At 64.1% G+C, this 11,991-nt stretch carries 10 protein-coding genes; 3 read left to right on the top strand and 7 right to left on the bottom strand.

Going from position 1 to position 11,991, the window contains the following annotated elements; genetic code table 11:
* Positions 1 to 3: 3 nt before the first annotated feature.
* Positions 4 to 813, top strand: a complete 810-nt coding sequence (locus ACSBQT_RS08005; RefSeq protein ID WP_410709395.1) for a MerR family transcriptional regulator — start codon at positions 4 to 6, stop codon at positions 811 to 813.
* 132 nt (positions 814 to 945) lie between these two features.
* Here the strand turns inward: ACSBQT_RS08005 and ACSBQT_RS08010 are convergent, their stop codons facing one another.
* Positions 946 to 1,413 (bottom strand): DUF2871 domain-containing protein, encoded by a 468-nt coding sequence (locus ACSBQT_RS08010; RefSeq protein ID WP_370035173.1) that lies wholly within the window; start codon positions 1,411 to 1,413, stop codon positions 946 to 948.
* A 145-nt stretch (positions 1,414 to 1,558) separates the two neighbouring features.
* Here ACSBQT_RS08010 and ACSBQT_RS08015 point away from each other — a divergent pair, with 145 nt between their 5' ends.
* A complete protein-coding gene (locus tag ACSBQT_RS08015) occupies positions 1,559 to 2,044 on the top strand; it encodes a hypothetical protein (RefSeq protein ID WP_410709393.1) in 486 nt (161 codons plus the stop codon).
* A 78-nt stretch (positions 2,045 to 2,122) separates the two neighbouring features.
* Here the strand turns inward: ACSBQT_RS08015 and ACSBQT_RS08020 are convergent, their stop codons facing one another.
* Positions 2,123 to 3,703 (bottom strand): 8-oxoguanine deaminase, encoded by a 1,581-nt coding sequence (locus ACSBQT_RS08020; RefSeq protein WP_410709392.1) that lies wholly within the window; start codon positions 3,701 to 3,703, stop codon positions 2,123 to 2,125.
* A gap of 449 nt (positions 3,704 to 4,152) precedes the next feature.
* Here ACSBQT_RS08020 and ACSBQT_RS08025 point away from each other — a divergent pair, with 449 nt between their 5' ends.
* Entirely contained in the window at positions 4,153 to 5,763 is a 1,611-nt protein-coding gene (locus ACSBQT_RS08025) for a nucleobase:cation symporter-2 family protein (RefSeq protein WP_410709391.1), read from the top strand.
* 200 nt (positions 5,764 to 5,963) lie between these two features.
* Here the strand turns inward: ACSBQT_RS08025 and ACSBQT_RS08030 are convergent, their stop codons facing one another.
* The 5 genes from ACSBQT_RS08030 to ACSBQT_RS08050 all read right to left on the bottom strand — a co-directional run bounded on the left by ACSBQT_RS08030 (position 5,964) and on the right by ACSBQT_RS08050 (position 11,984).
* Positions 5,964 to 8,099 (bottom strand): HNH endonuclease signature motif containing protein, encoded by a 2,136-nt coding sequence (locus tag ACSBQT_RS08030; RefSeq protein ID WP_410709390.1) that lies wholly within the window; start codon positions 8,097 to 8,099, stop codon positions 5,964 to 5,966.
* Positions 8,100 to 8,350: 251 nt separating this feature from the next.
* Positions 8,351 to 9,028 (bottom strand): HAD family hydrolase, encoded by a 678-nt coding sequence (locus ACSBQT_RS08035; protein WP_410709389.1) that lies wholly within the window; start codon positions 9,026 to 9,028, stop codon positions 8,351 to 8,353.
* Between the two features lie 71 nt (positions 9,029 to 9,099).
* Positions 9,100 to 9,849 carry a M50 family metallopeptidase gene (locus ACSBQT_RS08040; RefSeq protein ID WP_410709387.1) on the bottom strand — a complete coding sequence of 250 codons (750 nt, stop codon included), beginning with the start codon at positions 9,847 to 9,849 and terminating at the stop codon, positions 9,100 to 9,102.
* Positions 9,850 to 10,014: 165 nt separating this feature from the next.
* Positions 10,015 to 11,028, bottom strand: a complete 1,014-nt coding sequence (locus tag ACSBQT_RS08045; protein ID WP_039211626.1) for a sugar phosphate isomerase/epimerase family protein — start codon at positions 11,026 to 11,028, stop codon at positions 10,015 to 10,017.
* Positions 11,025 to 11,984 (bottom strand): sugar phosphate isomerase/epimerase family protein, encoded by a 960-nt coding sequence (locus tag ACSBQT_RS08050; protein ID WP_410709386.1) that lies wholly within the window; start codon positions 11,982 to 11,984, stop codon positions 11,025 to 11,027. The genes ACSBQT_RS08045 and ACSBQT_RS08050 overlap by 4 nt, the downstream gene beginning before the upstream one ends.
* Positions 11,985 to 11,991 lie beyond the last annotated feature (7 nt).

Below are 11,991 nucleotides of genomic sequence, written 5' to 3' on the forward strand. Positions count from 1 at the left end.
CACATGAGGATCGGTGAATTCGCGCAGCTGGGGCAGGTGTCGGTGCGCATGCTCCGACACTATGAGTCGATGGATCTGCTGACTCCGGATTCGGTCGACCCGTTCTCCGGACACCGCAGCTACACGGTGGCGCAATTGCCTCGGCTCAACAGAATCATGGCGCTCAACGCCCTGGGGATCTCCCTGCGGAAGATCGCCGTACTGCTTGATTCCGACCTCAGCACGACCGAGCTGACCAACATGCTCAACCTGCGTCGTCATCAGCTGCGAGCCGAACAGTCGGCGGCAGCCGCGAAGTTGGCCGAAGTCGAATTTCGGCTGGCACTCATCGAAGGGACAGCCATGAACCATCCGGACTGCATCATCAAAGAACTGCCTGCCGAGAGGGTCCTCGGGCTGACGGTCGTTCTCGGCGAGCCGCCGTTCGACACGTCTGAGATCGGACCGCTGTTCGGCAGCGTGGCCGACCGTCTCGCTGAGGCGGGAATACGACACGCAGCCGGCGTCGGCATCTACTCCGACACCGGGCACGGAACCGAGGTCACCTGCGGGTATCGCACGGAATCAGTTGAGGGGCTTGCGGATCTGCAGATCACAGAGCTGAAGTCGTGCACTGCGGCGACTCTCATCCACGAGGGGTCGATGAGCCGCATCGGCGCCAGCTGGCAGCACCTTTCCGAGTGGTGCATCAGTCAGGGGTATTCCCTGACAGGCCCGTGCCGCGAGGTCTACCTCGAGACCGGTGATGACACCGCAGACAACTCCGACCATGCGGGATGGATCGTCGAGCTCCAGCAGCCGATCATCGTGTGACGGCGTCGTCCTTGGACGGAGGGTTTCATGCGGTCGTTCAAGGCGAACCGCGTCTGCCGGCTCGTGTACGGCCCGACAGACGCGGTCCGCCTTGAATGACGCCGCGGAACCGCCTCGGCGAAGGTGTTCCGGTCAGCGCGACGGCGAAGTCGCCTCCGCGCCTTCGGTCACAGCCTTGCCGGTCACAGCCTTGCCAGTCACGACCTTCTTGCGCAGGGAGAGGAAGAACAGGACGAGGCTGACGGACAGGGCGATGTGGCCGAGGCCGGCGATTCCGTCGATCATGGCGTTCGACTCGTCGCCGAGGACGGTGAGCGAGCCGTGCCAGACCATGGCCCCCGCTGTGAGTATCACGCCGACGTTGTAGAGCCAGAAGAACCACGAGAACAGCTTCGTGCCGGAGAGTCCGAACACCTTGTCGAGGGCGAGGATGATGAGGAGGACGATGAAGCCGAGTGTGAGCAGGTGGGTGTGGACGAGGCCGAGCTGCGTGAACTCACCGGAGGGGAAGTCGCTGGCCTTGGTGAACTCGCGGTAGAACAGTCCCGAGAGGACGCCGATGATCATGTACGTGAACGCTGCATTGAATATCTTCTTCATGCTTCCACTTCATCGGCGCGCGGGCACGGTTTCCTGGCCCACAGGATTGAACTCCAACCCCAACTTTCGATTGATGTTCCATCACACAGGGTCCCGAGGCCCGGAAAATCGGTTCCGGAGCCGGCAATCCCGCTAGCCTGGAGGCATGGCCATGGAGAACCTGCTCGCGAAGATCGACCGCCTCGCCGGCGGCAGGAAAGCCGGAATCGTCGTGCCCTCGGACGGCCTCGAGCACCCGAAGACGAAACGCGCCTTCGCGTGGATCACCTGGCTGCTCGTGTTCGAGCTCGTGCTCGGCTTCGGAGCCGTGGTCTACGCAGTGCTCATCGCCAGAGCCGGCGAGCCCGTGCCGTTCGCCGTGTGGATGCGCACGATCGTCGTCCTCGGCATGACCGTGACCCTCTTCTACTTCTTCTGGCGCGCAACGAAGGGCTTCTACTGGGGCTACCAGCGCCTGCGCCCGTTCACGCAGATCTTCCCCGTCATCACCCTCGTCATGGCCGCGATCCCCGGCCTCTACCCGTTCTGGATGATCACCGAGCAGATCGTGTTCAGCCTGGTCATGATCGGCGTCGGCGACTTCCTCACCGGCGACCACGTGCGCGAGGTGTTCCGCAAGCCCGAGGACTGAGCGGCCGGCCGCCCATCTGTGCCCAAGGCCCGAACGGCCCTCAAATCAGGTTCGCCGAGGCGACCGCCGCCCCAGCCCTCATCCCGCCACGAGGCGACGCGCCTCCTCCTGATGCGCAGCGATGAGCGCTGCCTTGTCGAGCGCGTGTCCGTCCGCGCCGATGGCGTGACCATCGACGACTCGCCACTGACCGCCGACCATCACTCGGTCGGCCCTTTCTGCACCGCAGAGGACGAGCGCGGGGATCGGGTCGTGCGATCCGGAGAAGGCGAGGCCGTCAAGGCGGAACATCGCGAGGTCGGCCTGCTTGCCGACCTCGATGGTGCCGAGGTCGTCGCGGCCGAGTGCCGCCGCCGATCCCTTGGTCGCCCAGTCGAGGACGCGGTCGCAGGTGACCGCCTCGGCGCCGTAGCGCAGACGTTGGATGTAGAGGGCCTGCCGGACCTCACGGATGAGGTTCGAGGCATCGTTCGACGCCGATCCGTCGACTCCGAGTCCGACGTTGACCCCGGCGTCCTCGAGTTCGACGGCGCGAGCGATGCCCGAGGCCAGCCGCATGTTCGAAGTCGGGCAGTGGGCGACGGAGACCCCGGCGGCGCCGAGGCGGCCGATCTCCGCATCGTCGAAGTGCACACCGTGCGCCAACCAGGTCCGGTCCCCCAGCCAGCCGACGGATTCGAGATAGTCGACGGTGCGCAGGCCGAAGGTCTCGCGGCAGAAGTCCTCTTCGTCGATGGTCTCGGCCAGGTGGGTGTGGAGGCGGACATCGAGTTCCGCGGCGAGCGCGGCGGACTCGCGCATGAGCTCGGTGGTCACGGAGAACGGGGAGCACGGGGCGAAGCCGATCTGGATCTGAGCGCCGGGCCCTCGCTGATGGTAGGTTTCGACGAGGCGACGGGAATCGTCGAGGATGACTTCCGAATCCTGCACTGTCTGCTGCGGGGGCAGCCCGCCGTCGTCCTCGCCCAGGGACATCGACCCGCGGGTGAGCATGGCGCGCATGCCGAGTCTCCGGACGACGTCGACCTGGACGTCGATGGCCTCGTCCATGCCGGCGGGGAACAGATAGTGATGGTCGGCGGCAGTCGTGCATCCGGATTCGAGGAGTTCGGCCATCGCCACGGTCGTGGCGAGTTCGAGCGCGCGCGGGGTCAGCCTGGCCCAGACCGGGTAGAGGTTCTGCAGCCACCCGAACAGGGGCAGGTCGGCGACGGGCGCCCATGCACGGGTCAGTGTCTGGTAGAAGTGATGATGCGTATTGATCAGCCCGGGAGTGATGACATGCGCTGAGGCGTCGATGACTTCGAGATTCTCCCCGGAGGCCGCGGTCCCTTCGGCTCCGCAGGAGGTGGGTTCCCCACCGGCCGGGACGAGTTCGACGATGGTCCCTGTTGTCCGATCGACGACGATTCCCCGCGCCGCCCGCTTCGGATCGACACCGGCACCGAGGTGGACGGCCAGCGGATCGCGCAGCCACAGTCGCGCTGTCGATGAGTTCCCGGACGCCGGAGGGTTCCCCGGCCGCGGGGAGTTCCCTGACAGTTGGGAGTTCCTCGATACGCGGTCTCCCGCAGTCAGTGAGCTTCCCGGTGCCGAGAAGCTCCCTGGAGCCGAGAAACTTCCTAATGACGGTGTGCCGGTTCTGTTGATGTCGGTCATCGTGTCGCCTTTCCTCTTGAACCGTGCGCGACGAGCGCGCACTATTGGTCAGTGGCGACAGAACTGGGGCCGACGCCACCAGCTCAGGTTTTCCGGCGTCTGCTGCTCCGCCGGTCGGTATCCCATCCGGGATCCCCGACTGTACCCACCGGTCGGCGAGACGGTACGATGATCCAAAACCATCGGACTGAGCGAACGATCAGTAGATTGTCGAGGGATGGGTACACGACTGCCGTGAACTCTAACATGTGCCGCGGGTCACTAAAATGGCTTGCGGCGCAAATGGTATTCCTTTAGAGTTTTGCGATAAGGAAGTTTCCTTTCGCATAACGGAATTATGCAACCGATCCCTCGGTCGATCTGATGCCCGCTCGCACGCTACACCGGCCACTGAGGTCGGTCAGTCACAGTGAGGTCTTCGCCCGAGGACGCACTCAATGGAGAGATAGATGTCGGTATCCCATCAGTCGCCCAGCAACGACCGCAAGTCTGCGGCCGCGAGCAAGCCAGCCCGTCCGGAGGACGAACGGCTCTCCGTCGGCAGCTCGTTCGCCTACGGTCTGCAGCACGTGCTCACCATGTACGGCGGAATCATCGCCGTTCCCCTCATCATCGGCAATGCCGCCGGTCTCGACGGCAACGGCATCAGCCTCCTCATCGCCTCCTGTCTGTTCGTCGGTGGTCTCGCAACGATTCTGCAGTCGGTCGGTGTGCCGTTCTTCGGCTCGCAGCTGCCGCTGGTCCAGGGCGTCTCGTTCGCCGGTGTCGCCACAATGACGTCCATTCTGGCCGGCGGCGACGGTCTGCCTGCGGTCTTCGGATCGGTGCTGGTCGCCTCGGTGATCGGTCTAATCGTCGCTCCGGCGTTCGCACTCATCGTGAAGTTCTTCCCGCCGGTGGTCACCGGAACGGTCATCACCACAATCGGTCTGTCACTCATGCCCGTGGCCGCAGGCTGGGCCATGGGCGGGGACGCCGAGGCCGCCGACTATGGCAGCGCGCGCAATATCCTCATCGCCGTAGTCACCCTGGCCATCGTGCTCATCCTCAGCCGGATTCCCGTCGCGATGATCTCCCAGCTGTCGATTCTGCTGGCCATCATCATCGGCACCATCGGCTGCCTCATCTTCGGCTGGGCCGATTTCTCCCATGTGCTCGATCGCGGCATCTTCGCGTTCCCCGAGCCGTTCGCCTTCGGTATGCCGACATTCTCGGCAGCGGCGATCATCTCGATGTTCATCGTCATCATCGTCACCTTCGCCGAGACGACTGCGGACATCATCGCTGTCGGAGAGATCGTCGATACGAAGGTCGACTCCAAGCGCATCGCTTCGGGTCTGCGCGCTGACATGCTGTCCTCGGCGGTCTCGCCGATCTTCAACTCCTTCACGCAGTCGGCTTTTGCGCAGAACGTCGGTCTGGTCGCTATCACGGGAGTGAAGTCGCGCTTCGTCGTCACTGCCGGCGGTGCGATCCTCGTGGTGCTCGGTCTGCTGCCGGTGATGGGCGGGCTGATTGCCGCAGTGCCGACTCCGGTTCTCGGCGGCGCGGGCATCGTCCTGTTCGGCACGGTCGCCGCGTCGGGCATCCGCACGTTGTCTAAGGTCGAGTACGAGGGCAACCTCAATATGATCATCGTGGCGGTCTCGCTGGCCTTCGGCATCATCCCGGTTGTCGAGCCCGACTTCTACAACGCCTTCCCCGATTGGGTCGGCATCATCCTGCACTCGGGCATCTCCTCGGCCACTCTCATGGCCGTGCTGCTCAACCTCGTCTTCAACCACATCGGTGTGAAGACGAAGGATCGCTCCGACCGATCGGTCTTCGTGGCCGGCACCGGACGGGTCATCCGCAAGGAAGAGCTGCAGCGCCTCATCGATAACGAAGCCATCCTCTATGAAGGCGATACCATCAAGGACGGGAAGGTCGTCGACTGCAACGGTGAAGAGGTTCCCGTCGTCACCGAGGAGCAGCACGAGAAGGTCATCGACGCCGCCCAGAAGGGTGAGGTGCGCACCCAGGAAGACGTCCGCCGCCTCATCGCCGAGGACGGGACCTAAAACTGGATACGCCAATTAGGCTCGGTTACACCGCTTGGGCCCCGGCCGCCGCCTGCGAAGGCGCGCGTCCGGGGCCTCGTGCGTTTCAGAGCTGCCGGCAGGTCGGGCCGGGTCGTCAGGTCGGGCCCGCTGTCAGATCGAGCCGGCGTTCAGAACGGGGGCGCCGTCAGATCAGGCCCACTGTCAGATCGGGCCCGCCGTCAGAACGGGGGCGGATCTCCGGAGTCCCAATAGTCGTTCCACGGCGGCTTCCGGCTGTCCGTCGGGGCACACTTGTCCCCTCGTTCGGGACTGGGTGATGGATCTGCAACCTCACGATGACCGGCCGGGGTCAACTGCCCGTCACTCTCGGGCCGGCACGAGTCATCGACCGCAAAGCAGCCGGGAGTGTCGTAGGAAGTCACTTCAACGTCGTCGGAGATCCGCTCGCCAAGCAGATTCGGCAGTTGGGCATAGTTCTCCACCTGCCGAGCATGCTCGGCATTGATCGGGTTGTCCGGCGGATACATTGTTGCGACGACTCCGCGGGTGAAGGAGTACTCCACCGCCCCGTCCTCGGTCAATCGCACCGAGAACCTGCGGTCGGTCTTCGCCTGGTGGTCGGGTTTGCACAGCGGATGGAGGTTCTCGAACGTCGTCTGACCACCTCGGGCCGGATCGGCATGGTCGAACGGAATGATGTGGTCGACTTCCGAGGTCTCCGCTCGTCGGGTGCACCCCGGAGCAGTGCAGGACTGCCATTTGCCGACCAAGGGCGCGCGCACTTCTGCCGGGATGTGGTAGCTGCGTGAGCGGGCATCGATCGGTGTCCCGGTGGCGGGATCGGTGAGGATCCGGTGCCAAGTGGGGCTCTCACCTGCGAGAGCCCGTGCTGCGTCGGGCGGCACCGGGGTGCCGTCGGAGAACGTTCCCGGTAGTTCCGACTTTCCCACCGCGGTGAGATATGGAACCGTCACCATCATCTTCGCCTGCTCTCGCACCCACTGTCCGTGGGTGGGCATGACGAGCTTGATGGTGGTCTTCACGTCGGCCCCGGTGCTGGCTGCCGCTTCCGCTTCGCGCTGCGCGGTCTGCGCGGTGCGATCGACCGCGGATGCGGTGATCGGAGCCATAGGGTCGGATTCGTCGGCAGTCTCGAGAGCGATCTCGTTGGTGGTGGTCTCACCGGTCGTGGTGTCGTGCGTCGTTACGGCGATGCTCATCTGCGGGGTCGCTCGAGTGGCGATGTCGAACATCAGGGCGGCAATGCTGTCCTGGTCGGCAACCTCGAGGACGGCGGTGCTCTCTTCGGTGAGTGCTGAGAGGTTGCCATTGCGGATCGCCCGGGCGAAGGCCTCGATGCGCAGGTAGAAGGCGTTGAGTTCCACGGCGGGTCCGGACAGGGTCACCGAGGCGGTGCCGTCGGGGTAGTTCATGATGTCAACCCGGCGACGCTTCTTGGCCAGCTCGGCGCGGTCATCGACAGGCACGATCGCCGCGATCTTGAGGTTCAGCGACTTCCTGAAGGTCTCCAGGGTGATATCGGCACGACGGTCGCCCAGGTAGGCATCGAGACGGGGCAGATACTCAAAGGCGACGTCTTTGATGGCACGGGTCGCGGCAAGCGCGTGTTCGATCGTGAACTCACCGGCCAGGCAGCGCTGCAGGAACTTCGGCAGGCCGAACGCCAGTGTGACGGCGTTCGTGATCTCGTTGTAGGCACCGTCGCTCGACGAGCCGAGGACCGTGGTCAATTCGGCGATCTCTTCGCGAGCAGCAAGTTCATGGACCCAGCTGTTGAAGGATTTGTGCAGTCCGAATTTGGGAAAGTTCGGAAGCGGGGCCGCCGGCGGAGCAAGTGGCTGATCGACGATGCTCTCCCCGGTTTCGCCGTTGCCCGTGGCAGTGCCGGTGGAAGAAGCAGTGTCATCAGACCCGACGACTTCGCGGTCTTCGAGAACGAAGCCGGTGGATGTCCAGGGGTCCACGAAGTCGTCCTCCTTGGGCAGGAGTCCGTCACGTGCCGTGATGAAGCGGCCAGCCGTCTCAGTGAACGTTGCGTGATAGTAGATCTTGTCGCCCTCGGCGTAGCGGAGTTTCTCAATGACATCGGTCAGAAACAGGCCCGCGACGGCTTGGAATTCGGCGAGGCGAACTCCCGTGCTCAATTGAGACAGACTGACGACCACGGCCATCGGCGAGTCGGGGTCGACGTCGAGACGACGGGGCGAGTCGGGGCCGATCAGAGGGACCTGTGGCGAAGAAGAGGGATCCGCCGATGCGGCGGGGGAACCGGAGACTGATTCATTCGAGGCACGCTCGAGACCGTTGCTGCCCGGATCCTGAGGATCCTTCATCGGTCTCGCCGCCTTTCACGTCGATGTGAATGCCTTGACTCTATTTTACTCCCAAGAAGGAGAAATGAATGTCACATTTCGATTACGAAAAGTATATCTACGATTCTGAATGCCGTTTGATACATTTTGATCAATCATATCGTCCCAGCCGGGGTACAGCCACTCGGCCGTTCAGTCATCTACCCACTCGGCCGTTCAGTCATCTACCCACTCGGCGGTTCAGTCATCTACCCAATCGGCGAGCCAGGCACCTACTCAGTCAGCAGGCCAGGCAGCTGGTCCATCGCGCTGAAGGTCTCGGCCGCGCCTGCAGCCATCAGCGTTTCCGCGCTCTGATGAACCGGAGAATCCGGGCAGAACCCGAGCACGCGGGATCCGGCCGCAACCCCGGCGATCACGCCTGTGGGCGAATCTTCGATCACGGCCGCCTCGGCGGGGTCGATCTGCAAGGATTCGGCTGCCGCCAAATAGACGTCCGGGTCAGGCTTCGAGTTCGGCTGCTCCATGCCGGAGAAGATCCGACCGTCGAAGGCATCGAACAGGCCGATCTTGCGCAGCTGCAGCTCGATTTTGGGACGATCCGCTCCCGAAGCGCAGGCGATCCTGCCCGGGTAGATCTCAGCGATGCGGTGAACGGCCTCGACGACCCCGGGAATCGCTTGGAGGGAGGCCTCGAGCTGGGCATTGCGCCGCCGTCGGAACTCCTGCATCCACTCCTCGTCGATGCGGAATCCGGTGTGCTCCTCGATGACATCAGCCTCGTCGCGGAGCATCTTGCCGATGAATCGCGCAATGCATTCCTCGGCACTCAGCTGCCAGCCGAGCTCCTGCAGCATCTGGTGGAGGACGCCGTTCGTGATGCTTTCGGAGTCGACGAGGACTCCGTCACAGTCGAAGAGGACGGCGGAGAATTTCGGAAGTGGGGCCATACTCCGATTCTGCCACCAGGCACTGACGCGGAATCACGGCCCTCCGGGTCGCCGCCCAAAGCTCGCCGCATTCACACCGCGCCGACCGACACCGCCGTATACAGCACCCGTGCGGTGGCGAGCGCGCAGCCGACGATGACCAGCGCAAACAGCGTCAGCCAAGCACCGGCGGGCAGCGCCGAACCCTGAGCGAGGATATAGGCATCGGACTGCTGCACATGGCGCCGGCGCGTATGGACGCGGATGACCTTGACGAGGTCCTTGAGCGACCCGATCGTCAGCGCCGTGCCGAGCGCGGCGACGAAGACCGAGATCCACTCCAGCGGCAGGAACACGACGACGAGCTGCGCCGCGATCGCCGTGATCACGGCGATGACCGCGCCCGCGAAGTTCCGGATGAAGATGAGCGCGACCAACAGGATCAGCGCACCCACCGACAGTGCCAAAGGGGCCCAACCGAAGACCGCCGAGGTGGCCAGGACGAGTCCGAGCACGCCCGGTGCCGGATATCCCCAGAAACCCGCCCAGGTGGCGGAGAAGCCGACTCGGCCGAAGGAGTTCATCTGCCCCGAATGGTCGAAATTCAGCGAGATCCCCCTGACCACGCGCCCCGTCATCAGGGCGGCGAATGCGTGACCGAGTTCGTGGATGAAGGTCACGAACAGTCCGAAGAACCTCCAGATCCCCGGAGTCAGGGTCACGACCAGGGGCACTGCGATGACGAGCACGAGCCCGAGGACGTCGAGCTCGAGCCCGTCCTGCCGCCCGAAGCCCGAGGTGATGGCGTCCCACCACGTCGCCGTTGCCTGCTTGAAGTCCATAGCGGCCCAGTGTACGAACCGCTCCTGAGCGGGACCCTCAGGACCTCCTCAGCGATTCGGGAGGTCGGGGCTACGATGACTCAGACAGTCGGGGCGCCCACGGTTCGGGAGGTCGGGCACTTCGGAGGCTGGAAAGGCATCGCCTGGTCAATGACCCGAGGAACCTCATTGATTCGAGAACGCTGCATCGAATGAGGTCTCCGGTCGCTTCCACAGCAATTCGCGGATCCGGTCGACCGCTTCGGCGGCGCCGTGGAGACGGTCCATCCCAGCGTCCTCCCATTCGATGGAGATCGGTCCGTCGTAGCCGACCGAGGCGAGCGCCCGGAACGCGTCCTCCCAGTGCATATCGCCATGGCCGGTCGAGACGAAATCCCACCCTCGCCGAGGATCGCCCCAGGACAGATGAGAGCCGAGGATCCCGCTTCTGCCGGTCGGCGGCCGGAGCCGAGTGTCCTTGCAATCGACGTGATAGATGCGATCGGCGAAGTCCGTGATGAACCCGATCGTGTCGATTCCCTGCCACAGCAGATGGCTCGGATCCCAGTTGAGACCGAACGCCTGGCGATGGTCGATCGCCTCCAACGCCCGGACTGTCGTCCAATAGTCATAGGCGATCTCAGAGGGATGGACCTCGTGGGCGAACCTGACCCCTTCACCATCGAAGACGTCGAGGATCGGATTCCACCGGTGCGCGAAGTCTTCATACCCCTCGTCGATGACCGACGCCGGAACAGGCGGGAACATGGCGACATAGGGCCAGATCTTCGAACCGGTGAAGCCGACGACGGTGTCGACCCCGAGACTACGCGCCACCCGAGCAGCGCGCTTCATGTCCTCAGCCGCTCTCTGCCGCACTCCTTCCGCCTCACCGTCTCCCCACACATAGTCCCTGACGATCGCCTGATGCCGGAAGTCGATCGGATCATCGCAGACGGCTTGACCGGCGAGATGGTTCGATATCGCCCACACCCTGAGTCCGTGGCGGTCGAGGATCTCGAGCCTCGACCGCAGATAGGAAGGGTCTTCCTCGGCTCGGACCAGATTGAGATGGTCTCCGGAACAGGCGATCTCCAAACCGTCATAGCCCCACGAGGCAGCTAGGCGCGCCACCTCCTCGAACGGAAGATCGGCCCATTGTCCGGTGAAGAGAGTGACGGGATGAGAGCTGTCGGTCATGGCTGCTCCTCTGCAGTTTCGGCTGAGTGATCGTGACCAGCTGGATTGTCGTGACTGGATGAGTTGTCGTGACCAGGTACGTGGTCATCGTGGTCTGCTCCTGCCCGCGCCCGCTGCAGCGCGGTGAGAAATTCGGCGCTCGAACGTGCCAGTGCGTCCTGACTCTCCGCCAACGGCCGCCAGATCGAAGCAGCCACGGCAATCGTGTCGTTGTCGCCGGTGAAGCTCTCCACCGTCAGCGGACCGCGGTATCCGATGTCGTCGAGTGCGTCGAAGATCGCCTTCCAATCCGTATGATCGCCTCCTACGGGTCCGCGGTCGCTGCCGCAGACCTGTACGACCCGACAGTGCTCCCCGGCGGTACGGATCGCAGCGGCCGGCGATCGTTCCTCGATATTGAGGTGGTAGGTGTCCAGGGCCAAGCCGACGCCTTCACCCAGCAGCGGGTCCAAAGCGTCGAGCCCCTGTTCGACGGTGTTGATGATGCTCGTCTCGTAGCGGTTGAGAGGTTCCACAGCGATCGTCACGCCCCTTTCAGCCGCGAACGCGGCCACAGGGCGCAGAGCCTCCCGAAGCGTCCGAACCACCGCGGTCCGTTCCCCCGCGTCCATCCGCCACACCCGGCCGGTCGCTGCCGTGAACGGTCCGGCCACAGTCGGCGAACCGACGTGGACCGCCACCTCGACGCAGTGACGCAGGTAGTCCTGCGTATCCGACCGGAATCTCGGGTCGATAAGATCCCGACCGGACCCCATCGCCCCGACGATCCGCGCACCCAGACCGAACTCGGCCACCACCTCGGCGGCGGTCGGGGGGTCCCAGTCCCCCGGCGCCTCCACCGGAAGTTCGAGCAGGTCGAATCCGAAATCGCGGGCACGGCCGGCGAACCCACCGAGGCTGTCGGTCGTCAGCGGCGACACCCATACCCAGGTGTTGACTCCGATCTCTCGCTCCATGATCCGC

Source organism: Brevibacterium sp. H602 (genome assembly GCF_051172395.1).
In the GTDB taxonomy this organism is placed as follows: domain Bacteria; phylum Actinomycetota; class Actinomycetes; order Actinomycetales; family Brevibacteriaceae; genus Brevibacterium.

Bases quoted from the DNA above. Each gene is read 5' to 3' on its own strand.
- ACSBQT_RS08005 (WP_410709395.1), top strand. From the start codon at position 4: ATGAGGATCGGTGAATTCGCGCAGCTGGGGCAGGTGTCGGTGCGCATG.
- ACSBQT_RS08010 (WP_370035173.1), bottom strand. From the start codon at position 1,413: ATGAAGAAGATATTCAATGCAGCGTTCACGTACATGATCATCGGCGTC.
- ACSBQT_RS08015 (WP_410709393.1), top strand. From the start codon at position 1,559: ATGGCCATGGAGAACCTGCTCGCGAAGATCGACCGCCTCGCCGGCGGC.
- ACSBQT_RS08020 (WP_410709392.1), bottom strand. From the start codon at position 3,703: ATGACCGACATCAACAGAACCGGCACACCGTCATTAGGAAGTTTCTCG.
- ACSBQT_RS08025 (WP_410709391.1), top strand. From the start codon at position 4,153: ATGTCGGTATCCCATCAGTCGCCCAGCAACGACCGCAAGTCTGCGGCC.
- ACSBQT_RS08030 (WP_410709390.1), bottom strand. From the start codon at position 8,099: ATGAAGGATCCTCAGGATCCGGGCAGCAACGGTCTCGAGCGTGCCTCG.
- ACSBQT_RS08035 (WP_410709389.1), bottom strand. From the start codon at position 9,028: ATGGCCCCACTTCCGAAATTCTCCGCCGTCCTCTTCGACTGTGACGGA.
- ACSBQT_RS08040 (WP_410709387.1), bottom strand. From the start codon at position 9,849: ATGGACTTCAAGCAGGCAACGGCGACGTGGTGGGACGCCATCACCTCG.
- ACSBQT_RS08045 (WP_039211626.1), bottom strand. From the start codon at position 11,028: ATGACCGACAGCTCTCATCCCGTCACTCTCTTCACCGGACAATGGGCC.
- ACSBQT_RS08050 (WP_410709386.1), bottom strand. From the start codon at position 11,984: ATGGAGCGAGAGATCGGAGTCAACACCTGGGTATGGGTGTCGCCGCTG.